Below are 22,784 nucleotides of genomic sequence, written 5' to 3' on the forward strand. Positions count from 1 at the left end.
ATCGTCCCGTGGTCCACGGCACCATGATGCACTGCGGGGCGCTCGCTGCCGCCGCCCTCGCCCAGCGGCGGACGCGCGGCACGCTCGGCGGTCAACGCAGCGGCGCCCCGAACCACCCCTCGGCCGGCAGGTCGAGGGTGTGGGCGCCGCGCTCGGCCTTGGTGGCGAGGTAGTGCGCGTTGGCGTCGGAGAGGTGCACGCCCGTGGGCACCCGTCGGGCCACGGTCACCCCGAGCCGTCGCAGCTGCTCGGCCTTGTCGGGGTTGTTGCTGAGCAGCGAGACCCGGCTGACGCCGAGCGCCATGAGCATCTGGGCAGCCACGGTGTAGTCGCGCTCGTCCTCGCCGTAGCCGAGGGCGAGGTTGGCCTCGTAGGTGTCGAGCCCGCGGTCCTGGAGCACGTATGCGTCGAGCTTGGGATAGAGGCCGATGCCGCGCCCCTCCTGCCGCAGGTAGAGCAGGAAACCGCCTGAGGCGTCGAGTCGTTCGACGGACTCGCGCAGCTGGGCGCCGCAGTCGCAGCGGCGGCTGCCGAAGACGTCGCCGGTCAGGCACTCGCTGTGCAGCCGCGTCGGCGTCGGACCGTCCTGCCCCTCCGTGGGCTGCGGCACGGCGGCGCGGTCACCGAGGCCGAGCGCGAGGTGCTCGCGCCCGTCGGCGAGACCGTCGAAGGTGAAGACCCTTGCGGTGGTGGCGAACCCGTCGGCGAAGCCGACCGGGACGAGCACCTGGGTGCGGATCCGGGCTTCCTTGGGAGCGCCCCGTTGCGGTGTCGGCTCCCCAGCCACGTCCTTCTGCCTCCCGCCCGTCATGGCGCCTCCCGGAAGCGGGACGACAGGGCATAGCGCAGGAGCACGACGTCGCCGATCTGGCGCACCTCGGCGAGGGTCGCACGACGTCCCGGGTGCCAGGGGTAGCGCCCGTCCCCCACGAAACGGCACGCCTTGGAGTCCCCGACGAAGAAGGGCGCGACGACGAGCTGGAGCTCGTCGGCGAGGTCGTCGGTCAACATCTGCGTGTGGACGGAGCCCCCACCCTCGACCATGAGCCGATCGATCCCGCGCTCGCCCAGGTCCTCGCACACGCGCCGCATCGTCGGCGGCTGGCCGGCATCGACGACGGTCGCGACGGTCGCGAGCCGCTCCCGCGCCGCGGGAACCGCACTGCTGGGGCAGTAGACGAGCTTGTCCGCTCCGTCGGATGCGAAGAAGGCTGCGGCACAGTCGATCTCGAGGTCGCGCGTCACCGTCACCTTCACGGGAGACGCCGGGAGTCCCCTGGCCACTCGCGCGGCACGCCGTTCCTGAGACCGGACGAGCAGGTGCGGGTCGTCCCGACGGATGGTGACCGCCCCGACGAGGATCGCGTCGCTCGCAGCGCGCTCGGCGTCGACCCGGTCGAAGTCGGCGTCGTTGGACAGCAGCAGCCGGTCCGTGGTCCCACCACTGAGGTAGCCGTCGATCGACATGCCGCAGCTGAGCAGGGTGTAGGGGCGGTCAGCCACGGGCGGCACCTCCGACCGGCACGAGGCGCTCCGCCCTGGAGCGCGCCGCCCGGGAGCGATCCCTGCGCGACAGGACAACGACCGCCGCACCCGGGAGGCTGGACACGAGCGCCATGACGCCGTAGACCACCGCGGTGGTCACTCCCCCGGCGGCGCCTAGGCCCGCGGCGCCGAACACCCACGCGGCAGCCCCCTCCCGGGGCCCCCAGCCGGCGACGTTGAGGGGGATCCCCATGGCGACGAGCACGACGAGGGCCAGCGGCAGCAGCTGGGTGACCGGGGCCGTGACGCCCGCAGCGCGTGCGGCGACGACGAAGGTGGCGGCGTGCCCGAGCACCACGACCGTGGAGCTGCCAACGACCCCCGGCCACGTATGCCGTGCGAGCAGTCCCGCGCGGAGGTCGGCTCCCGCTGTGCGGAGCAGACGGACGGTCCTGTCGGCGGCGCGGTGGTGCCCCCGGCGAGCAGCGGCCCAGGCCCACGCGCACACGCTGGCCAGGACGAGCCCGAGAGCCCCGACGACGAGCGCGACGACGCTGAGCACCTCTGTCGGCTCAGGGAGTCCGGGCGTGCGTCCGGCCGCCACGGGCACGACGAGCAGCACGCCGGCCGTGAGGACGGCAAGGACCACCTGCCCCGCCGTGCGCTCCCAGACGACGGAGCGCAGGCCGCGACCGAGGTCGCCTCCGGAGCGGCCGTGGCGCACGCCGCGGTCCACGTCACCGAGCACGCCTCCCGGGAGGGTCACGTTGAGGAGCTGCGAGCGGTAGGACGCCGCGACGGCCGCGGGCAGGCTCAGCCGTGCACCGAGGCCGCGGGCCACGAGGACCCAGCGCCAGGCCCCGCACACCGTGGTCAGGACTGCGATGGCGGCGGCAGCCGCGACCGAAGGCGCGTCGAGACGGTGCAGTGCGTCGAGGAACGGTCCGGCTCCGAGGCGTTGCACGAGCAGCGCGACGATGCACAGGCCCACCAGCGGGCTCACCCATGACCGGTCGCGCTGCATCTGCTCCGCCCCTCTCTGCGATGACCCCGATGGTGACGACGTGCGCCGTCACGGTCGGGTTCAGGCGTCCCGTACCCCGGCGAGCGCGGCCGAGACCTGCTCCGCCGTCCGTGACCACGGCGCCAGGTCGAGCCGGCGCCGCGCGGCTCGACGGCGCAGCCGGCCGCGCAGCCCCCCGTCGCCCAGCCAGGAGCGGAGGGCGTCCGTCAGCGCTTCGGGACACCCGGCCGGGACGAGCAGGCCCGGTGGCCCGTCGTCGGTGTCGCCCAGCGCCTCGGACACGCCGCCGACGGCGGTGGCCACCACCGGCAGGGCGTGCGCCAGCGCCTCGGTGACGACCATCCCGTAGGTCTCGACGTGCGAGGGCAGCACGAGCAGGTCGGAGCCGGCATACGCCCGCTCGAGGTCGGCGCCGTGCAGGGGGCCGACCAGGTGCACCCGCTCCTCGAGACCACTCCGCGAGAGCTCCCGGCGCAGACCGGCGACGACGTCGGGCTCACGGTCGAGCGACCCGGCCACGGTGCATGACCACGACAGGTCGGCCACGAGCGCGAGGGCCGCGACGAGGTCGGCGTGCCCCTTGTGGGCGGTGACCGCGGCGACGCACAGCAGACGGCCGCCCTCGGGGGTGCCGAGCGCCGGCGACGCCCGTCCGACTCCCGGACGTGCCACCTGCACGGTGTCCGGATCGAGGGCGTAGGCGTCGAACAAGGCCCGACGCGTCCAGTCGCTCGTCGCGACGACGAGTGACGCCGCATTCAGGACCCGCCGTTCCTGCCGTGCCGCAGCAGGATCCGCCAGACCGAGCGGCAGGTGCACGAGCACCACGAGCCGCAGACGCGCCGCGGCCGGCACGAGGACGTCGGCGGCGCAGCACCCCACGAGCCCGTCGACGAGCAGCAGCCCGTGCGGCGGCACGTCGGCCACGACGGCGGCGAGGCGCTCGAGCGAGCCGGCGTCCGGGTGGGGCCACGTGCCCGCCACGGGGTGCTCGTCGACCGCCCAGCCGGTCTTGCGCAGCCCGTCGAGCAGGTGCCGGTCGTAGGCGTTGCCCCCGCTCACGAGGTCGGGGTCGTCGATCCCGGCCGGGACGACAGCGTGGACCTCCCTCAGAGGTCGCACTCGTAGGTCGCCCACGCGACGTGCGACTCGTGGAGGGTGACCGCGAGCGCCGTGACGCGCTCGGTCGCGGCGCCGAGCTCGCCGCCGCGCAGCCGTCCGGCGACGGCGTCGGCGACGTGGCGAGCCAGGACCTCGGTCGTGGTGTTGACCCCGGCGAAGGCCGGCTCGTCGTCGAGGTTGCGGTAGCCGAGGGCCCCCACGACCTCGTGCACGTGCTCCGTCGCGAGCCCGGTGTCGACGAGGATGCCGTCGTCGTCGAGCTCCGGGCCCCGGAAGGTCACATCGACGACGAACGTCGCGCCGTGCAGCCGCTGGGCCGGGCCGAAGACCTCCCCACGGAAGCTGTGGGCGATCATCATGTGGTCCCGCACGGTCACGCTGAACATCGGCTCTCCGCTTCAGTGGGTCGGGTCGGTGGGAGGTCGGTAGGAGATGGTGTGGCAGACGGCCCTCAGCGAGCCGTCCGCGAGCCGGGGCATGACCTCGGGCAGCTCCTCGAACGGCGAGTCGCCGGTGAGGAGGGCGTCGAAGGCGTCGTCGCGCAGCAGCTCGAGGGCCAGCGCCAGCCTCTGCGCATACGTGTAGCGCGAACGCCGCGCTGCCGCAACGGAACCCACCTGGCTGGCCCGGATGCGCAGGCGCGACGAGTGGAACGAGCCTCCGAGGGCCAGCTCGACCGTCGAGTCGCCGTACCAGCTGAGGTCGAGCACCGTCGCCTCGGGCGCCAGCAGGTCGAGCGAGAGCTGTAGACCGGCGCCGGTCGCGCTCGTGTGGACGACGAGGTCGTGGTCCCCGCGACCCTCCCCGACCCCGTCGGGCCGGGCGAAGGCGACGCCGAGACGGGCCGCCACCTCGGCGCGGCCCGGGTCCACGTCGACGAGCGTCACCCGACATCCCGGGATCCCTGCGAGCAGTCGAGCCACGCAACAGCCCACCATCCCGGCGCCCACCACGGCGACCCGGTCACCGACGCGCGGCGCCGCGTCCCAGAGCGCGTTGACAGCCGTCTCGACCGTGCCGGCGAGCACGGCCCGCCGGGGCGGCACGCCGTCGGGGACGGCCACCACCGACCCGACGGGGACGACGTAGGCCGTCTGGTGCGGGTGGAGGCAGAAGACGGTGCGACCGAGCAGGTCCGGCGGCCCCTCCTCGACCGTGCCGACGGCGAGGTAGCCGTACTTCACCGGGGCCGGGAAGTCGCCCTCCTGGTGCGGCGCCCGCATGACGGATTTCTGGTCCTCGGGGACGCCGCCGCGGAAGACGATGGTCTCGGTGCCGCGGCTCACGCCCGAGTGCAGGGCTCGCACGAGCACCTCGTCCGGACCGGGCGCAGGCACGACGGCCGGGCGGATCTCGCCCCTGCCGGGCTCGACCACCCAGAACGCCCGCGCACCGGTGGACACGCGACCAGACTAGATCGCCCCGTGAACTCCGACGGGGACGACGGCGTCCTTGGGTCAAACCCCAATCGGTGAGGTGGCCCGCGGTGCGTCAGGTGATCCCTCCCGGCCCCAGCGTCGGGCTCGTCGGTGTCGTGGTGCTGCTCGGCGCGCTCGAGACGACGACGTCAGACGGCCTCGGCCCGGCAGCGTGGCTCGTCGGGATCGCCTCCGCCCTCACCCTCGTCACGCTGCTCACCGCAGGCCTGCGCGGTGCCTCGCGGGACCGGCTCACCCCGGCCGACCGCATCACCCTGACCCGAGCCGTGATCTCGTGCGGTGTGGCCGCTCTCGTCGCCGGGAGCGCTGTCGCCGCACCGAGCCATGGGGTCGCCCCGGGGGTCCTCGTCGCCCTCGCCTCGGTCGCGCTGGTCCTCGACGCCGTCGACGGCCGGGTCGCGCGCCGCACCGGCACGGTCCACCCGCTCGGGGCGCGCTTCGACATGGAGACCGACGCCTTCCTCATCCTCGTGCTCAGCACGCACGTCGCCGCAGACCTCGGCTGGTGGGTGCTCGGCATCGGGTTCGCGCGCTACGTCCTGCTGCTGCTCGCCGCTCTCTCGCGGTGGGCCTCGTGGTTGCGGGGACAGGTGCCGGCCCGCCGGTGGCGCAAGGCGGTCGCCGCCTACCAGGGCATCGTCCTGACGGCGGCGACGAGCCACCTGCTGCCGACGCCCGTGGTCACCGTGGCCGTCGCGGCGGGGCTCGGACTGCTCGTGGTGTCGTTCGGCACCGAGGTCCTGACGCTGCGTCGGAGCGCCCTGACGGTGAGGCACGGCGCCGAGGTCGCAGTCCGCCGAGCCGGTATGCCGTCACCCTCCGTCGAGGCCGGCGTCGTGCCATGACCTCGCCGCCCTCGACGACGCGGCCGCCCCCGACGTCCCCGGCTTCCTCAGCGCCCCCGTCGTCGCGACGCCGTGCGGTCCGGCACACGCTGACCGTCCTGGCGGCCCTGCTCGTCTGGGTGGCCCTGACCGCGCCCGCGCCCACCCTCGGCTGGTCGCCGACGCCCCTGTCGCTGCTGCGGATTCCCGTCGAGGGCCTCGCCGTCGCCGTCGTCCTGCTGCTCCTGCGCGGCGCTGCCGCCGGGTGGTTCGCGACCGCGGCGGGCCTCGTCCTCGGGGTCCTCCTCGTCGTGCGCATCCTCGACGCCGCCTTCCTCGCGACGCTCTACCGGCCGTTCAACCCGCTGACCGACTGGCGCTACGCGGGATCGGCCACCCAGCTGCTCGGCGACTCGGCGGGACCGGTCACGGCAGTGCTGGCGGTCGCAGCGACAGGGCTGCTCGTCGTCGCCCTGGTCGCCCTGACCCCTCTCGCGCTGCGCCGGCTCGGACGACTCGTCGACCGGCACCGTGGCGCCGCCGTGAGGGTCGTCGTCGCCGCCTCGCTCCTGTGGGCGGTCTGCGCGTCCCTCGGCGTCCACGTGGCACCCGACCTGCCCGTGGCGTCGTCGAGCGCGGCAGCCCTGACCGCCCACGAGGTCACGACGGTCCGTGACGGCCTACGGGACCGTGAGGCCTTCGCCGCCCAGATCCCCGTCGACGCCTACCGCGCCACCCCACCGGGCGACCTGCTGACGGCCCTCCGCGGCAAGGACGTCGTCGTCATCTTCGTCGAGAGCTACGGCAAGGTCGCCGTCGACCAAAGTCCTGACGTGGCAAGGGCGCTCGCGGCGGGAACGAGCGGGCTGCGCGCCTCCGGCTATGCCGTGCGCAGCGCCTGGCTCACGTCACCGACGTTCGGCGGGGTGAGCTGGCTCGCCCACTCGACGCTCCAGTCGGGACTATGGGTCAGCAGCCAGCAGCGCTACGACCAGCTGCTCGACACCGCCTCGTCCGGCACCGCCGCCGCGTCGCGGCTGACCCTCGCCCGCGCCTTCTCCGACGCCGGGTGGCGCACCGTCGACGTCATCCCGGCCAACCGTCGCGACTGGCCCGAGGGAAGGGCCTTCTACGGCTACGACACGGTCTACGACGCACGCACCCTCGGCTATGCCGGGCCTGGGTTCGGCTACGCCCCCATGCCCGACGAGTACACGCTGTCCGCGTTCGACCGGCTCGAGCTCCAGCGCCACCCGCCGGGGGGTCGCGCTCCGGTTATGGCCGAGATCGACCTCGTGTCGAGCCACGTCCCCTGGGCTCCCCTGCCCCGACTCGTCGACTGGCAGACCGTCGGCGACGGCTCCGTCTACCTCGCCCAGGCGGGCCGGGCGACACCACGCGACGTCGTCTGGTCGACCCCGCAAGGGGTGCGGACGGCATACGGCCAGACCGTCGCCTACTCCCTCGACAGCGTCGTCTCCTTCCTCCGGGCGACCCGCGACGACAACCTCGTCACCGTCGTGCTCGGTGACCACCAGCCGATCAGCCTCGTCTCCGGCAACCACGCCAGCCACGACGTCCCCGTCAGCATCATCGCCCGGGACCCGGCCGTCCTCGACCGCGTCGCCGGCTGGGAGTGGCAGGACGGCCTGCGGCCCGGGTCGGCCGCGCCCGTCTGGCCGATGGACCGCTTCCGCGACCACTTCCTCACCGCCTTCGGCCGGGGCGCACGGGGCTGAACCCCCGACTGCGGCACGTCGTCTTCGGGGAGAGAGTCCAACACCGCGACGCCAACGGGACGACGCGGCGCGACCCGGACGACAGGAGCGTCATCATGAGACTCCGAGGCGTGGGAGCAGCGGCACTGCTGGTGTCGGCGGGAGTCCACCTCTACCTGTGGTTCGACGGGGTGCGTCACCAGAGCGTGGGGCCGATGTTCCTCGTCAACGTCGTGGCCGGCGTCGCCATCGCGGCGATGCTGCTGCGCTGGGAGCACTGGCTCCCGGCCTTCCTCACCGCAGGGTTCGGGGTGGCGACCCTCGGGGCGTTCGTCATCGCCTCGACCGTCGGGCTGCTCGGCGTCCACACGGTCTGGGCCGGCGGGTCGGTCTGGACCGCGGCCGCGGCCGAGGTCGTCTGCATCGTCGTCGGCGGCTTCCTGCTGCTGCGGGCGCTGCCCACGACCTCGCCGCTGGCGAGTCCTCCCCGGCGGCACGCGTCCTGACGCCCACCCGGCCCGAGCCGCTGCGCACGCGGCAGCCCAGGCCGTGCGGCGGTCAGGTCATGAGGGTCGGACGCGGTGGCGTGGGGATGCGCCCTCGCCGGCCCTGGTGCCGCGACGCAGCAGGAGCAGCGCGAGGCCGAGACTCGTCAGCTCAGCGGCCTTGGTGATCGCCGCCGCCAGGTCGACCGGCTCCCCCTGACCGAGCACGAGCCCGCCGGCCTCGACGTGGTCGTGGCCGAGGTCTCCGATCGGGAGTCCCACCAGCACGGCGTAGGCCCACACCGCGAGCAGGGCGACGTCGAGCACGACCAGCGCGCTCAGGGCGTTCTCGCTGCGGCGGGCCACGCACACCACGGAGAGCGCGACCTGCGCCAGTCCGGCGGCGAGGAAGCCCAGACCGAGCACGGTCGACTCCCCGAGGTGCTCGGGGGTCAGCACGAGGTGCATCCACCCGGCGACGAAGGTCGCGGCCGCGAGGACGAGACGGGTCACCAGCCCGGTGGGCAGCACCTCCCGGCGCACCGGGACGACCACCGCCGCGACGAGGAGCAGCACGCCTCCCGCCGCCATGACCACGGCGCCGGGTCCCTGCGACGGGACGGAGAGCGCGGCGCCCGGGCCCGGGTCCGCGACGTATGCGGCGATGCGACGTGCGCTCGCCAGCGAGTCGACCGTCACCACGAGGAGGGCGACGACGGCCAGCGGGCGCAGCAGGTGGCCGGCGCCGACGCGGCCCGCGACCGCGAGCAGGCCGACGGCAAGAAGCGCCAGACCGGTGAGGTCACCGCCGTCGAGCCGGAAGCCCGGCAGGGGTTCGAGTCCGTTGAAGAGAGTGAGCCACGGCAGCCAGGCGCCGAGACCGACGAGGGGCAGACCGAGGGCAGCGAGTCCGAGTGCCCGACGTCGCCGGGACACCTCCCGGGCACGCTGGGGGTGCACGAGCACCTGGGGCGCGGAGGCCGACCGCGCGCCGACGGGATGGAGCGTCATCTTCGACACCTTTCAGGGAGAGCCGCGACCGGAGGAGCGACGCGTGCCGCTCCTCCGGCACGAGGTCAGTGACCGACGACGTTGAAGAACAGGTAGAGGTTGGTCGGGATCGGACCCACGACTCCGCTGTTCGGCTGGGCGAGAAGCGCGTTCATCACCGACTCCGACCGTCCGGCTGCGAGGGCGGACCACGCGGTCTGGTTGGTCACCGCGACGATCTTGACGTCCCACCAGCCCCCGGCGTTGCCGTCGAGGATGTGGCTGTGCGCCGGAAGCGCCACCGACCTGACGGCGTCAGGGCTCGCCCCGAGCGCGCCGGCGATCCGGGAGAGGTCGATGTCGAGCGGGTGGTTCGGGCAGCTCGCGACCGCACACATCGGGGCCGGGCTGGGGTTGGCGAAGAGCGGCACGAGGACGTAGAGCACCGACCGGTCGGCGTTCGCCACGGGGCCGACGTTCGCGTCCGTCCCCACCTCGCAGCCGCTGGGAGCGGCGGACGGGACGCTCTTGTCGCAGAAGAAGCTCTGCGGATACTGCACCGTCACGGTGGCCCCGTCGGACCAGGCGGGAGTCGTCGCACCGGAGACCGGTCTCGTCGTGGAGCCGGACGCGTAGGCGACGCCCGCGACGCCGGCCAGGGCGAGGCAGAGGCCGATGAGGACCGAGAGGAAACCGCGCCGCAGGGGCGGGCGGGCACGTCGGGATGGAGACATCTGTGTTCCTTTGACTGGAGCGGCCCGTCATGTGCGAACCCCCGACTCCACCCCGGCGCAGTCGGCCGCGACGCTGCGGACCCGAGGTGCAGGTGGTTCGCAGCCGATGGCGATCCGGATGGCGCGGCTCTCACCCGGTCCGGGCGATGTGGCCGTCCGTCGGCCGGGGCACCGTGGGATGAGGCGCCACGCCTGCGTCCCGACGACTCCCGGAGGTCGACATGCCCGCACGGTTGCGTTCGGCCCTGTCGGCCGCGCTCCTCGTCGTGGCGGTCGTGCTCGTGCCGGTCGGGGTGACGGCGACATGGCTGCGCACCACCGTCACCGACACCGATTCCTGGGTCGCGACGGTCTCGCCGCTCGCCACCGACGCAGCCGTGAAGACCCTCGTCGAGGACCGGGCCACGGAGCGGGTCATGGCTGCCGTCACCGACCAGCAGCTCGTCCGGCGCGCCTTCGACGCCCTCGACAGCCGTGGGCTGCCCGCTGCGGCGACTCGTGCTCTCGGGCTGCTCGCAGCGCCGCTCGCCGGTCAGGTGGAGCAGGTGGTGCGGCGCGTCGTGACCGCCGTCGTCGAGAGCGACGGGTTCGCGGTCGCCTGGGTCGCGGCCAACCGCGTCGCGCACACCCAGCTCGTCAACGTCCTCTCCGGGTCGAGCGAGAAGGCGCTCGTCGACAACGGCACGAGCGTCGCCATCGACGTCGGCAACCTCGTCGCCCCCATCGAGGAGCGGCTCGTCGCCGCCGGGGTGCCCCTCGTCGACAAGCTCCCACCGATCACGGTGTCGGTGCCGCTGCTCGACAGTGCCGACGTCGCCGGCGCACGGACCGCCTGGACCGCGTTGCGCGTCGGCGGGATCGCCCTGCCGCTGGCGGCACTCGTGCTGCTGGCCGGCGGGGTCGCGATGGCGCGCGACCGGCGACGGGCGGTCGTACGCGTGGGGCTCGGCGCAGCGGTCGCCTGCGTCGTGCTGCTGCTGGGGCTGACGTTCGCGCGGTCCCACGTGACGAGTGGTATGCCGTCCGGCACCTCCGCCGCCGTCGGGTCCGTCGTCGACAGGGTGACCGCGGACCTCCGCGGGCTCGTGCGGGTGGTCGTGCTCGTCGCGCTGGCGGTGGTCGCCGTCGCGCTCGTGGTGGGCCTGTCGCGCGGCGCGCGACAGGTGCGGGCGCTGGCCGTCACCGGGTGGACCGCCCTGCGCGACGGGGCGGACCGGGCGTCGGGCGCGCCACTCGCCCTCCCGGTCGCGGTCGGTGTCGCCGTGGTGTGCGTGCTCGTCGTCGTCCTGGCCGGCGACCTGGGCCCCGGGTGGACCGTCGTGCTCGTGGCGGTCGCCGCGGTCGCGCTGGTCGTGGCCGCCCTGGCGGGCCGGCGGGGCGACCCCGAGGTCAGAGAGCCGGCAGCAGGAGCCTGACGCTCGTGCCGCGGCCGAGCTCGGAGTCGACGTCGATGCGGCCGCCGTGCCTCGTCACGACGCGCTGGGCGATGCTGAGGCCCAGCCCAGTGCCGGGCACCTGCAGGCTCTCGGGGTTGGTGCCGCGGAAGAACTCGGTGAACAGGCTCGCCTGGTCCTCCTCGGAGATGCCGAGCCCGTCGTCGGTGCACTCGATGACGACGCGGTCGCTGCTGCTCGCCACCGACACCGCCACCTTGCCGCCGGCCGGGGTGAACTTCACCGCGTTGCTCACGAGGTTCTGCACGACGCGCTCGAGGTCGCCGGCGCTGCCCCGCACGAGCGGCAGCCGCTCCTCCAGGTCGAAGGTGAGGCTCACCTGCTGGGTGTCGGCGCGGGGACGGAACATGTCGACGACGTCGCGCGAGACCTCACCTAGGTCGACGTCGGCCTCGGGCATGGCTCGGTCGGGATCGCTGACGCGCGACAGGGTCAACAGGTCGTCGACGAGGCTCTGCAGCCGCTCGGTGTTGCGCTCGATGACCCCGAGCGACCAGTCCGGGTCGGCGTCGGGATCCTGCCGCAGCAGCTCGACGTGGCCGACGATGGAGGCGAGCGGGTTCTTCAGCTCGTGCGACACGGTCGAGAAGAGCTGGGTCTTGCTGCGGTCGGCCTCACGCAGCTCGGCAGCGACACGTCGCTCCACGGCATACAACCGCGCGTTGCGGATGGCCCGCCCGAGGTCACGGCCCATCTCGAGGGCGGCGACCGCCTCGGCGTCGGTCCAGTCGGGGTCGTCGGGGCCGCGCGTGCAGGCGATGTAGCCGAAGCAGCTCGTGCCCGAGCCCATCGGGGCCAGCAGCAGCGAGCGAGCCCCGGCGTCCTTGAGGAAGATGCGGACCTGCGCGACGTCGTGGTCGGCCCACAGCGCCGGCGGGTCGACGTGGTCGCGGCCGACGACGGCGACGATGCCCGCTCGCCAGCACCGCGCCACCATGCGCCGCGCGATCGCGACGAGCGACACCGGGGTGCGCACCGGGGCGCCGCTGCGGGCCGACACGCTCTCGCGCTCGTCGTCGTCCTCTCCGCCGAAAGCCCTCAGCCACAGGCCTGCCGACGCCAGACCTGCCGAGATCGGCTCGGCGGCGACGTCGACGACCCGGGCCGGGTCGAGGTCCTCCTGGGCGATGCGCGCCACCGTCTGGACGGCGTCACCGAGACGCACCCGCTCGGAGAGCGCGTGGCGCTGGCGGGCCGCCGAGATCGCGATGCCGGTCTGGTTGGCAAAGAGCTCGAGCACCGCACGCTGCGTCATGTTCGGGCGGTGCCCCGACAGGGGGAGGTCGACCGAGAGGATGCCGAGCAGCTCACCCACCGCGTCGAAGAAGGGCGCGATGAGGGTGTCCTCGGGGTTCCAGGCGTCCAGGGCGTCGAGGGCGTCGGACGCCCCGTCGACGGTCGGGGCGGTCCAGTCGGAGGACACCCATCCCTCGGCGGACCCGTCGGGCAGCTCTCCCGCCGGGACGAAGCGCAGGCTCCCCCAGCGCTCGGCCACCGCGAACTCCGCGTCGAGGTTGGCCCGCGGGGTGCGCCGGCCCAGCAGCTCGGCGCGCGCGTCGTCGTCGCCGGCGACGGCCACCACCTCCACGTCGCCCGAGGGCACGACGAGGCTGATGGCCGCGACCTTGAAACCGACGACGTCGGCCGCGCCGTCGACGACCATGTCGAAGAGGATCGAGAGGTCGTCCTGGGCGCTGACCCGGTTCATCAGCTCGGTGAGCCGTCGGAGCGCCAGCACCTCCCACACCACGCCGTCGCGCAACACAGTCCCCTCACGTGCGCCTGCCCCTGGATCGCGACAGCCGTCGCTGGGAATCGTCCCGATGGTCACGATATGTCCGACACCCCCTCGTCGGGGCCGGGTCGGGCAGAACCCGTGGCAGGAATTCTCACGGCGCCTGTCGCGAGAGGGTGGTCGGGAGGCCCACGGGCAGGGTGACGGTGAACGTCGACCCCGCGTCGGGGGCGGACTCGAGCGACACGGAGCCGCCGTGCCCCTCGGCGATGGCGCGCACGATCGACAGCCCGAGCCCCGAGCCCTGGATCGCCCGCTCGTTCGCGGCGCTGGAGCGGAAGAAGCGCGCGAAGACCCGCTCGTGGTCGGCGGGCGGGATGCCCATGCCCGAGTCGGAGACGGTCAGGCAGACCGTCCCGGGGTCCCGGTCGTGGGGCCGCGCGACGAGGGAGACGCGGCCGCCGTCGGGCGTGAACTTGACGGCGTTGGAGAGCAGGTTGGTCACCATCCGCTCGAGGGCGGCAGGGTCGCCCTCGACCCACAGCGGCCGGGGCGACACGTCGACGTCGCGCACGAGGTCGCGCTGGCTCGTCACCGTGGCGACGGACGTCCACGCGCTGGCGACGACGTCGGACAGGTCGCAGCGGCGGGGCTCGAGCTCGAGACGGCCCGCCTCGATGCGAGAGTTGAGCAGCAGGTCCTCGATGAGCGAGAGCAGGCGGCGGCCGTTGCGGTCGACACGCGAGACGAGCTCGAGCTGTCGCTCTGTCAGCGGGCCGGCCGCGCCGTCCTCGAGCATCTCGGAGTAGCCGAGGACGCTGGCGAGCGGGGTGCGCAGCTCGTGGCTCACGGCGGACACGAAGTCCGACTTGGTCCGGTCGAGCGCGGTCAGCTCCTCGACGGCCTGGCGCTCGCGGTCGAGCGCGACCTGGAGGGCGATCTCCGCCTGGCGGCGTCGGGTCACGTCCTCGGCGACGCCGAGGTAGCCGGTGAGCATCCCGCCCTCGTCCCGGATGCCGCTCATCGTGAGCGACACGGTGCGGCGCGAGCCGTCCTTGCGCACATAGGTCCAGTCCCGCGTCTCCGTGGCGGCGCCGCCACGGACCCGGTGCACGAGCACGTCGAAGCCGGGCTCGATCTCGAGCTCGGCGGCCCGGCGGTCGACCTCCGCCGGGTCGTGCAGCAGCGACCAGTCCCGGACGCCGACGACCTCGGAGGCACGCCACCCGAGCACGGTCTCGGCGCCGCGGTTGAACAGCGTGATGACGCCGTCGAGGTCGGTGCCGATGATGGCCGTCGCCGTGGCTGCCTCGAGCACGGCCTCGACGAAGGTCCGGGCGGCGCGCTCGTCGGTGACGTCGGCCCCGGTCTTGACCAGGTGCGTGCGGTTCCCGTCGTCGTCGGTGAGGTAGGCGTTGGTCCAGACGATGTGCCGCACCCCGAGACCTTCGACGAGCCAGTCCTGCTCCTGGTGCAGCGGCACCGTGCCCCCGGCGATCCCGGCCATCCGGGCGGTGACCTCCTCGGGGTTCGCGACGGGGAAGACCTCGGCCGCCAGGCGCCCGACGAGCTCCTCCTCCGGGGCTCCGAGCAGCCGTGCGGCGGTCGTGTTGAGTCGGGCGATGACCCCTGCGAGGTCGACGACGATGATGGCGCTGGCGGCGGTGTCGAGCACGACCCCGGAGAGCTCGACCTCGCTGCGCAGGTCGGCGAGAGCGGTCCGGCGCTGCGTCGTGGCCACCGCGAGGGAGAGGGTGGTGACCGCGGCCGTCGCGAGGAACGCCTGTGTCAGGGAGCCGACCGTCTCGGGGCGGATGCCACCGAGCCGGCCGGCGGCGGCGAACGGGCCCCCGCCGAGGCTGGTGAGCGTCACCGCCACGATGCCGACGACGAGAAGCTGCATGGCGACCGTTCGCAGCCCCAGCCGCAGCGCTCCCCAGACGAGTCCGGGGATCGGCAGGAACGCGAGTGGCAGCGACTGGTCCTGGTGGAACACCCACGCGGTGACACCGACGACGACGACCCACTGGGCGATGTCCTCGAGCCGTGGACGCCGGACGCGACGGAGGCCGGCCGCAATGCCCAGCGGGGCCATGACGAGGACGGCGGCGCCGTGCGACGACGCCGCCGCCGACGCCGAGTCGAGGAAGTCGCCGCCCAGGACGACGGAGGCGGTCAGGCCGGCGAGCACGCCGATGACGACCGCGCCGGCCAAGGTCGCGGCGAGCAGGCGCCAGAGGTCGTCCATCGACCCGAGCCGCGGCCGGCGCGCGCGCGTCGTCATCAGCCCGTGCACGACGGCCACCTCGGCCGCGTTGGCGAAGCCGTAGAGGACGCTGACGAGGGCGGGGCGTCCGCCGACGAGGTTGGCGGCGCCGCTCGAGACGAGCACCCCGAGGACGAAGAGCGCAGACCGCCGCGGGCCGGGGTCGGTCGCGAGGAGGAAGCAGACCGCCAGGCCCGCCGCCGGCCACCAGAGCGCCACGGTCGATCCGGGCAGCGCGAAGTGCACCGACATCAGGCCGAGGACGAAGACGCCGACCAGGGCGATGAGCGCCCAGACCGACCATCGGAGGCGTTGCCGCGTCACACGGCTCACACCGGTCACGCGACCCGGGGAAGGGTCGCGGGTCGACGTGTGGCAGTGGCTGCCGTCTGCGCGGACGTCATGGGTTCATGATGTCGCAGCAGCCTGGAGAATCCGGCAAAAGGGATCTTTCAGGTGCCCGTGTCGTTCTCTGGGTCCGGGCAGCCCGGTCACCAGCCGGACTGCATCGCCGAGTGCTCGGGGGCCGGGACCCGGGTCAGCTGGAGGAAGCCACCCTCGAAGTCCTGTCGCTCGACGGCGCGCCGGACCAGGCCGTGAGCCGCGGCGAGAGCGACGTCCTTGCCCACGAACGTCGGTTCGGTGCAGGTGAACTCGCGTCCCTTCCACCGGATGGTGCAGCCACCGGCGGCGCGCACGTTGCGCACCCAGTCGGTGCGCCGTCCCCACGGCAGACCGATGACGAAGGTCGTGGCGGTCGGGATCACGGCCACGGGCGTCGCGTACTCCCTGCCGCTCGACCGCCCGCGATGGCGCAGCACGGCCCACACGGGGAGGATCCGGTGTCCGGCGAGCCGGATGGCGACCTTGTTGAACTGCTTCGCTGCTGCGGGTGGGCCTGCCATGCCTCCAGTGTGCGCGCCGCCGGAGCCCGCGTGGGCGGTTCGCGGACCCGACCCGAGGAGGTATGCCGTCCGGCCGGGTCGTCGGGCGCGTCGGGGTCCTCTGGCCCCGTCGGCTCAGCCGAGGTGGCCGCGGACCGTGGCGTGCCCCTTGAGCAGGTTGCGGGCGATGGTGCGACGCTGGATCTCGTCGGTGCCCTCGTAGATGCGCAGCAGGCGCAGCTCGCGGTACCACCGCTCGACGGGCAGCTCCCTCGTGTAGCCCATGCCCCCGTGCATCTGCAGCACGCGGTCGACGATCTCGTTGGCCTTGACGCCGCCGTAGAGCTTGGCCATCGACTGCGACTGGCGCGAGTCGATCCCGCGGTCGACCTGCCAGGCTGCCGTCAGCACGAGCCAGCGCAGGGCCTCGATCTCGACGGCGGAGTCGGCGACCATCCACTGGATGGCCTGGCGCTCGGCGATGGGCTGGCCGAAGGTGACGCGGTTGCGGGCCCACTCCATGCCCATCTCGACGAGACGCTCGCACGAGCCGAGCGCGCGGGCCGGAAGCATGTAGCGGCCCTTGCCGATCCAGCGCATCGCGAGCTCGAAGCCCTTGCCCTCCTCGCCGAGGATCGCCGAGTGCGGCACACGGACGTCCTCGAAAACCAGCGCTGCGGGCCCCCACTCGCCCATGGTGTCGATCGGGGTGCTGGTCCAGCCACGGTCGCGGTCGACGAGGAAGCACGTGACCCCGCCGTCGGCGCCCTTCTCCTTGTCGGTCACGGCGAAGACCATGACGAAGTCGGCCTCGTGGCCGCCGGTGATGAACGTCTTCTCGCCGTTGATGACCCACTCGTCACCTTCACGACGTGCGCTCGTGCGGATGGCGCGCGCGTCGGACCCCGCGCCCGGCTCGGTGATGGCGAAGCACGACTTCCGGGTGCCCTCGATCGTCGGCCGGAGGTAGGTCTCCTGCTGCTCCTCGGTCGCCGAGAAGAGGATGTTGTCGGCCTCGCCGGCGAAGCGGAACGGCACGAACGACCGACCGAGCTCGATCTCGATGAGGGCCGCGACGACGGCGCCCTGCCCCATGCCGCCGTGGCTCTCGGGCGTCTGGATGCCGAAGAAGCCGGACGAACGCGCCTTGTCCTGAAGGCCTTTCAGCTCGTCGGCCGTCAGGCCACGCTCACCCCGGCGTTCACGCTCGAGCACCTGCGGCTCGAGCGGCACGATCTCCTTGCGCACGAAGGTCCGCACCCAGTCGCGGATCTCGCGCTCCTCGGCGCTGAGGTCGAAGTCCATCGTCGGTCCCTTCGTCGTGCGGTCGGCTGGCGTCGTGCGGTCGTTCTCGTGGGTCGAACAGCGGGCGTATGCCGTGTGGCGGCGGTCAGCGGGCGGCATACCTTCGCAGCTCGGCCTTGGCGAGGGCGTTCTTGTGCACCTCGTCGGGGCCGTCCGCGAAGCGGAGCGTGCGGATGCCGGCGAAAGCGGCGGCGAGCTCGGTGTCCTGGCTGAGGCCGGCGGCCCCGTGGGTCTGGATCGCCTTGTCGAGGATCCACTCGACGGTCTTGGGGGTGGCGATCTTGATCGCCTGGATCTCGGTGTGCGCGCCCTTGTTGCCGACGGTGTCCATGAGCCAGGCGGTCTTGAGCACGAGCAGGCGCAGCTGCTCGATGCGCACGCGGGACTCGGCGATCCAGTCGCGCACGACGCCCTGCTCGGCGATGGGCCGGCCGAAGGCGACGCGCTCGGAGGCCCGACGGCACATGGCCTCGATGGCCACCTCGGCGAGCCCGATGGAGCGCATGCAGTGGTGGATGCGGCCGGGGCCGAGGCGGGCTTGGGCGATGGCGAAGCCGGTGCCCTCCTCGCCGATGAGGTTGCTCGCCGGGACGCGCACGTCGGTGAAGCGCAGCTCCGCGTGGCCGCCGTGGTCGTGGTCGTCGTAGCCGAAGACCTCCATGCCGCGGACCACCTCGACGCCCGGGGCGTCACGCGGCACGAGGACCATCGACTGCTGGCGGTGCCGGTCGGCGTCGGGGTCGGTCTTGCCCATGACGATGAGGACCTCGCACTCGGGGTTCATCGCGCCGGTGATCCACCACTTGCGGCCGTTGATGACGTAGTCGTCGCCGTCGCGCCGGATGCTCGTGCCGATGTTGGTGGCGTCGCTGCTCGCGACGTCGGGCTCGGTCATGGCGAACGCCGAGCGGATCTCGCCGCGCAGCAAGGGTTCCAGCCACCGCTCCTGCTGCTCGGCGTTGCCGAACTGGGTCAGCACCTCCATGTTGCCGGTGTCGGGAGCGGCGCAGTTGAGGACGGCGGGGGCGAGCCGGATGGAGCGGCCGGTGATCTCGGCGAGCGGCGCGTACTGGAGGTTGGTCAGGCCTGCGCCGTGCTCGCCGGGGAGGAAGACGTTCCACAGCCCCAGGTCGCGGGCCTCCTGCCGCAGCTCCTGCAGCACCGGGGCGGTGCTCCACGCCCAGCGGTCGGGCAGCGCCGAGACCTGCTCGTCGAAGACCGGCACGGACGGCACGATGCGCTCGTCCATGAAGGTGAGCAGCGACCGGCGCAGCTCCTCGGTGCGGGTGTCGAATCCGAAGTCCATGTCAGCTCTCCTTGAGGGCGGCGAGGCCTGCCGCGACGAGGGGGACGGTGGCCTCGCCGATCGTGGCGAAGCCACCGCCGACGGTCTGGCCCTGCGTGTAGCGGTAGTGGATGCCCTCGAGGATCACGGCGAGCTTGAAGTAGGCGAGCCCGAGGTGGAACGAGAGGTGCCCGAGGTCGCGGCCGCTCGCGGCGGCATACCGCCGGCGCAGCTCGGGTCCGCTGATGAAGCCCGGAGCCCGCGATACGTCGGAGACGGCGACGGAGTCCATGAGGAGCGGCAGCCTCTGGTAGGCCTCGAGGAGCGCGACGTCGGTGAGCGGGTCGCCGATCGTCGCCATCTCCCAGTCGAGCACGGCCGACACCTCGTCGTCGGTCGTGACGAGGAGGTTGTCGAGACGGAAGTCGCCGTGCACGATCGTCGGGTCACCTTGTGCCGGAACGGATCCGGCCAGCTGCTCGTGGAGCTCGTCGATGCCCGGCAGGTCGCGGCTGCGCGAGGCGTCGAGCTGCTGCTTCCAGCGCCGGACCTGCCGCTCGAGGAAGCCCTCGGGGCGGCCGAAGTCGGCGAGACCGACCTCGGCGGGGTCGACGGCGTGCAGCGCGACGAGGGTGTCGACCATGCGCTCGCTGATCGCCCGCACCCGCTCGCCACCGAGGGGCTGGAGCTGCGCCTCGAAGCGGTAGGGCGTGCCCGCGACGCGCTCCATGACGTAGAACGGGGCGCCGATGACGTCAGGGTCCTCGGACACGGCATACGTGGTCGGGACGGGGACCGCGGTGTCGCGCAGGGCGGTGATGACGCGGTGCTCGCGCACCATGTCGTGGGCGGTGGCGAGCACGTGCCCCAGGGGCGGGCGACGGACGATGACGGTGCTCGTGCCGTCGCCCACCTCGTAGGTGAGGTTGGACTTGCCTCCCGCGACGACCCGTCCGGTCAGCGGTCCGTCGAGCAGGCCGGGCGCCTCACGGTCGAGGAAGCCCCGGAGCGCGTCGAGCGGCAGTCCCGGCGGGTCGGTGCGGTCGGCGTCCGTCACGTCAGTCCTTCGGTCCGCCGGCGACGTAGATGACCTGGCCCGAGACGAACCCGGCCTCCTCGCGCACGAGGAACGAGGTCGTGGCCGCGATGTCCTCGGGCTGGCCGACGCGGGCGACGGGGATCTCCTTGGCCGCGCCCTCGAGGAACTGCTCGAACGTGATGCCCATGCGCTCGGCGGTCTGGCGCGTCATGTCGGTGGCGATGAAGCCCGGGGCGATGGCGTTGGCCGTGACTCCGAACTTGCCGAGCTCGATGGCGAGGGTCTTGGTGAAGCCCTGCAGCCCGGCCTTGGCGGCGGAGTAGTTGGCCTGGCCGCGGTTGCCGAGCGCCGAGGTCGAGCTGAGGTTGACGATGCGGCCGAACTTCGCGTCGATCATGTGCTTCTGCGTCGCGCGGGTCATGAGGAACGAGCCGCGCAGGTGCACGTTCATGACGGCGTCCCAGTCGTCGGCCGTCATCTTGAAGAGCATGTTGTCGCGGATGATGCCGGCGTTGTTGACGAGCACGGTCGGGGCGCCGAGCTCGGATGCGACGCGCTCGACGGCCGCTGCGACGCCGGCCTCGTCGGACACGTCGACGCCCACGGCGAGGCCCTTGCCGCCGGCGGCCTCGATCTCGGAGACGACTGCGGCACAAGCGGACTCGTCGAGGTCGAGGACGGCGACGGCATACCCGTCGGAGGCGAGGCGCTTGGCGACGGCGGCACCGATGCCGCGCGCGGCGCCGGTGACGATGGCGGTGCGCTGGGTGGTCGTGTCGGCGGTGGTCGGCTGGTCGGTCATGCGTTCTCCTGGGTCGGGGTGGTGGAGGTCTGGGCCTGGTGGTCGAGCTTCTGCTGGAGCCGGTTCGTGCCGGCGAGCCAGGCGTCGGGGTGGGCGGCGCGCTGCTCGTAGTAGCCGCTCACCTCGGGGTGCGGGAGCACGTAGAACTGATCGGTCGCGAGCGCCCGCCAGGCGGCGTCGGCGACCTCGTCGGGCGTCAGCGTCGCGTCGAGGGTGAGGAGGTCCTTGAGCGGGCCGGAGCCGTCGAGCATCCGGGTCTGCACGCCCTGGGGGCAGATGGCCTGCACGACGATGCCGCGGTGCCGGTAGGTCGCGCTCAGCCACTCCGCGAACGAGACGGCGGCGTGCTTGCTCACCGAGTAGGGCGCGTCCCCGAGCATCGTGAGCAGCCCTGCGGCAGAGGCGGTCACGACGAGACGGCCACCACCCGCGTCGAGCCAGCGCGGCACGAGGTGCCGGGCGGCGCGGACGTGGGCGAGCACGTTGGTCTCGAGCGTGCGGGCCCATTCGTCGTCGGAGGCGTCGAGCCCCTTGAGCGTGCCGATCCCCGCATTGGCGAAGAAGACGTCGACGTGGCCGAGGTGGTCGTATGCCGTGTCGACGAGGTGGCGCACGCCGGCGTCGGTCGACGTGTCGCCGGGGACGGCGAGCGCGCCCGTTTCGTCGGCCACGGACTGGAGCTCGGTGGCGTCGAGGTCGGCGACGACGACCTGCCAGCCCTCGCGCGCGAGGCGGGTCGCGATGGCGCGACCGATCCCGCGGGCGGCCCCGGTGACGACGGCGGTGTCGGGCATGCTGCTCCTCGCGAGTGGACTAAGCGCTTGCTTACCTTGACGACCCTAGCCCCTCCCCGTCAAGAGCCGCTCCCACACCCCTCCCCCGCTCCACCGTCGAAAGGCCAGAGTTTGCGGGTCCCCAACCGTCGAGAGGCCACGAAAGGCCCGGGCGTCAGCCGACGACGCGCTCGACGAACGCGACGGCGCGGTCGAGCGCCTCCCGTCCGTTCGCACTGTCGAGGTCGAACTGGAACTCATGACCCAGCCGCGGCTCGTGGTCGTCGTCGAAGAGCAGGACGTCGTGGTCGACGCCGTGCTGCTGCAGGGCGTCGACGAGCGCGAGCGTGTGAGGCAGGAGTGGGTCGCCGTTGCCGGCGGAGACGAAGGCCGGCGGGAACGACGGTGAGACGTGGACCGGCACCGACCCCTGGCGAGTGGTCCGCTCGTCGTGGCGCCGGCTCGAGCCGAGATACGACCAGATCGCGGTGTCGATGAGCCAGCTGCCGAGCCGGGTCGACCCTTGGGCGAGGGTGAAGTCGTAGGCGCCGCAGAAGAGCACGAGACCCTTGAGCGCCTCTGCCGGCAGGTCCACGTCGATGCCGACGTCCCTTGCGTATGCCGTGTCGCTGACGAGCAGCCCGACCTGCGCGGCGATCTGGGCGCCGGCCGAGTCGCCTTCGAGAACGATGCGGCCGGGGTCGACGCCGAGCCGGTCCGCGTGGTCGACGAGGTGGGCGAGCGCGGCAGCCACCTGCTTGACGGGCGTGGGGTAGCGCGAGCCGGGGGCGATCGAGTAGTCGACGCCGACGGTCGTGAATCCACGCCCCGCGAGCACCCGGAGGTAGTTCGCGACGTCACCCTTCGACCCGGAGACGAAGGCGCCCCCGTGCACCCAGACGACCGTCGGCAACGGCTCGTCCCGATCCGGGCGGAAGACGTCGAGCCGCCCGTCGGGCGACGCGATGTCGTATGCCTCGTCGACCACCTCGACGAGGCCCTCGGGGACGTGCCGGGCCAGTGCCGAGCTGGCTCGCGCGGCGCCTCGGTCGAAGACGGCCCGGATGAGCAGCGCGGACGGCCAGGGCGTCGTCCGGGCGGTCACGAGCAGCGCGCCGGCCGCAGTCGCCGTGCCGAGCGCGGCCCTGCGCGCGAGACCCCGAGTCCGGTCGACGATGCCACCCATGCTGCGAATCTAGTCCGACCGCCCGCAGCTGTCGGCCCCTCGACAGTGAGCGGGGCCAGACGTGGCCTCTCGACGGTGAGCAGGGGGCCAGTCGTGGCCTCTTGACGGCTTGAGTTCAAGGGTCTGTTGCAACGAGGGCTATCCAAGGATGGTGTCCATGCCTGGTCCTCGTTTGTCGGTGTCCGAACGCGCTCAGATCGAGGTGCTCTTCGGTCAGGGCCTGACCTTTCCCGC

General features: G+C 73.0%; 21 protein-coding genes. 4 read left to right on the top strand and 17 right to left on the bottom strand.

The window, feature by feature from the left end; genetic code table 11:
• Positions 1-91: 91 nt before the first annotated feature.
• The 6 genes from ABD297_RS19765 to ABD297_RS19790 form a co-directional block, all read right to left on the bottom strand.
• Positions 92-727, bottom strand: coding sequence for a GTP cyclohydrolase II (locus ABD297_RS19765; protein ID WP_425581203.1), 636 nt, complete (start codon positions 725-727; stop codon positions 92-94).
• 80 nt (positions 728-807) lie between these two features.
• Positions 808-1,503, bottom strand: coding sequence for a RibD family protein (locus ABD297_RS19770; RefSeq protein WP_344256818.1), 696 nt, complete (start codon positions 1,501-1,503; stop codon positions 808-810).
• Positions 1,496-2,509, bottom strand: a complete 1,014-nt coding sequence (locus ABD297_RS19775; RefSeq protein WP_344256819.1) for a lysylphosphatidylglycerol synthase transmembrane domain-containing protein — start codon at positions 2,507-2,509, stop codon at positions 1,496-1,498. The genes ABD297_RS19770 and ABD297_RS19775 overlap by 8 nt, the downstream gene beginning before the upstream one ends.
• Before the next feature lie 60 nt (positions 2,510-2,569).
• The gene (locus ABD297_RS19780; protein WP_344256820.1) at positions 2,570-3,631 is read right to left on the bottom strand and encodes a glycosyltransferase family 4 protein; all 1,062 of its coding nucleotides are present in this window, start codon (positions 3,629-3,631) and stop codon (positions 2,570-2,572) included.
• Positions 3,619-4,017, bottom strand: a complete 399-nt coding sequence (locus ABD297_RS19785; RefSeq protein WP_344256821.1) for a 6-pyruvoyl trahydropterin synthase family protein — start codon at positions 4,015-4,017, stop codon at positions 3,619-3,621. Before ABD297_RS19785 ends, ABD297_RS19780 begins: the two co-directional genes overlap by 13 nt.
• A gap of 12 nt (positions 4,018-4,029) precedes the next feature.
• Entirely contained in the window at positions 4,030-5,034 is a 1,005-nt protein-coding gene (locus ABD297_RS19790) for a zinc-dependent alcohol dehydrogenase (RefSeq protein WP_344256822.1), read from the bottom strand.
• Between the two features lie 83 nt (positions 5,035-5,117).
• On the opposite strand from ABD297_RS19790, the gene ABD297_RS19795 reads away from it, so the two are divergent.
• The 3 genes from ABD297_RS19795 to ABD297_RS19805 all read left to right on the top strand — a co-directional run bounded on the left by ABD297_RS19795 (position 5,118) and on the right by ABD297_RS19805 (position 8,118).
• On the top strand, positions 5,118-5,915 hold the full coding sequence (locus tag ABD297_RS19795; protein WP_344256823.1) for a CDP-alcohol phosphatidyltransferase family protein: 798 nt from the start codon (positions 5,118-5,120) through the stop codon (positions 5,913-5,915).
• Positions 5,912-7,633 (top strand): LTA synthase family protein, encoded by a 1,722-nt coding sequence (locus tag ABD297_RS19800; RefSeq protein ID WP_344256824.1) that lies wholly within the window; start codon positions 5,912-5,914, stop codon positions 7,631-7,633. The genes ABD297_RS19795 and ABD297_RS19800 overlap by 4 nt, the downstream gene beginning before the upstream one ends.
• Positions 7,634-7,743: 110 nt before the next feature.
• Positions 7,744-8,118 carry a hypothetical protein gene (locus ABD297_RS19805; RefSeq protein ID WP_344256825.1) on the top strand — a complete coding sequence of 125 codons (375 nt, stop codon included), beginning with the start codon at positions 7,744-7,746 and terminating at the stop codon, positions 8,116-8,118.
• A gap of 57 nt (positions 8,119-8,175) precedes the next feature.
• Here the strand turns inward: ABD297_RS19805 and ABD297_RS19810 are convergent, their stop codons facing one another.
• Both ABD297_RS19810 and ABD297_RS19815 read right to left on the bottom strand, forming a co-directional pair.
• The gene (locus ABD297_RS19810) at positions 8,176-9,108 is read right to left on the bottom strand and encodes a hypothetical protein (protein ID WP_344256826.1); all 933 of its coding nucleotides are present in this window, start codon (positions 9,106-9,108) and stop codon (positions 8,176-8,178) included.
• Positions 9,109-9,173: 65 nt separating this feature from the next.
• The gene (locus ABD297_RS19815) at positions 9,174-9,821 is read right to left on the bottom strand and encodes a hypothetical protein (RefSeq protein ID WP_344256827.1); all 648 of its coding nucleotides are present in this window, start codon (positions 9,819-9,821) and stop codon (positions 9,174-9,176) included.
• Positions 9,822-10,042: 221 nt separating this feature from the next.
• Here ABD297_RS19815 and ABD297_RS19820 point away from each other — a divergent pair, with 221 nt between their 5' ends.
• Positions 10,043-11,236: a hypothetical protein gene (locus ABD297_RS19820; protein ID WP_344256828.1), complete on the top strand. Its 1,194-nt coding sequence runs from the start codon at positions 10,043-10,045 to the stop codon at positions 11,234-11,236.
• Here the strand turns inward: ABD297_RS19820 and ABD297_RS19825 are convergent.
• The 9 genes from ABD297_RS19825 to ABD297_RS19865 all read right to left on the bottom strand — a co-directional run bounded on the left by ABD297_RS19825 (position 11,211) and on the right by ABD297_RS19865 (position 22,550).
• Entirely contained in the window at positions 11,211-13,037 is a 1,827-nt protein-coding gene (locus ABD297_RS19825; RefSeq protein ID WP_344256829.1) for an ATP-binding protein, read from the bottom strand. The genes ABD297_RS19820 and ABD297_RS19825 overlap by 26 nt on opposite strands.
• Positions 13,038-13,164: 127 nt before the next feature.
• Positions 13,165-15,609: a sensor histidine kinase gene (locus ABD297_RS19830; RefSeq protein ID WP_344256830.1), complete on the bottom strand. Its 2,445-nt coding sequence runs from the start codon at positions 15,607-15,609 to the stop codon at positions 13,165-13,167.
• 158 nt (positions 15,610-15,767) lie between these two features.
• On the bottom strand, positions 15,768-16,181 hold the full coding sequence (locus tag ABD297_RS19835) for a nitroreductase family deazaflavin-dependent oxidoreductase (protein WP_344256831.1): 414 nt from the start codon (positions 16,179-16,181) through the stop codon (positions 15,768-15,770).
• A gap of 114 nt (positions 16,182-16,295) precedes the next feature.
• Positions 16,296-17,564: an acyl-CoA dehydrogenase family protein gene (locus ABD297_RS19840; protein ID WP_344256832.1), complete on the bottom strand. Its 1,269-nt coding sequence runs from the start codon at positions 17,562-17,564 to the stop codon at positions 16,296-16,298.
• A complete protein-coding gene (locus ABD297_RS19845; RefSeq protein ID WP_344256833.1) occupies positions 17,551-18,771 on the bottom strand; it encodes an acyl-CoA dehydrogenase family protein in 1,221 nt (406 codons plus the stop codon). Before ABD297_RS19845 ends, ABD297_RS19840 begins: the two co-directional genes overlap by 14 nt.
• A 1-nt stretch (position 18,772) precedes the next feature.
• Positions 18,773-19,807, bottom strand: coding sequence for a phosphotransferase family protein (locus ABD297_RS19850; protein WP_344256834.1), 1,035 nt, complete (start codon positions 19,805-19,807; stop codon positions 18,773-18,775).
• 1 nt (position 19,808) lies between these two features.
• Positions 19,809-20,591, bottom strand: coding sequence for a 3-oxoacyl-ACP reductase FabG (gene fabG, locus ABD297_RS19855; protein WP_344256835.1), 783 nt, complete (start codon positions 20,589-20,591; stop codon positions 19,809-19,811).
• Positions 20,588-21,385: an SDR family NAD(P)-dependent oxidoreductase gene (locus ABD297_RS19860; protein ID WP_344256836.1), complete on the bottom strand. Its 798-nt coding sequence runs from the start codon at positions 21,383-21,385 to the stop codon at positions 20,588-20,590. Before ABD297_RS19860 ends, fabG begins: the two co-directional genes overlap by 4 nt.
• Before the next feature lie 154 nt (positions 21,386-21,539).
• Positions 21,540-22,550, bottom strand: coding sequence for an alpha/beta hydrolase (locus ABD297_RS19865; protein WP_344256837.1), 1,011 nt, complete (start codon positions 22,548-22,550; stop codon positions 21,540-21,542).
• Positions 22,551-22,784: the final 234 nt, after the last annotated feature.

The organism is Terrabacter carboxydivorans, assembly GCF_039532035.1.
Classification (GTDB): domain Bacteria; phylum Actinomycetota; class Actinomycetes; order Actinomycetales; family Dermatophilaceae; genus Terrabacter; species Terrabacter carboxydivorans.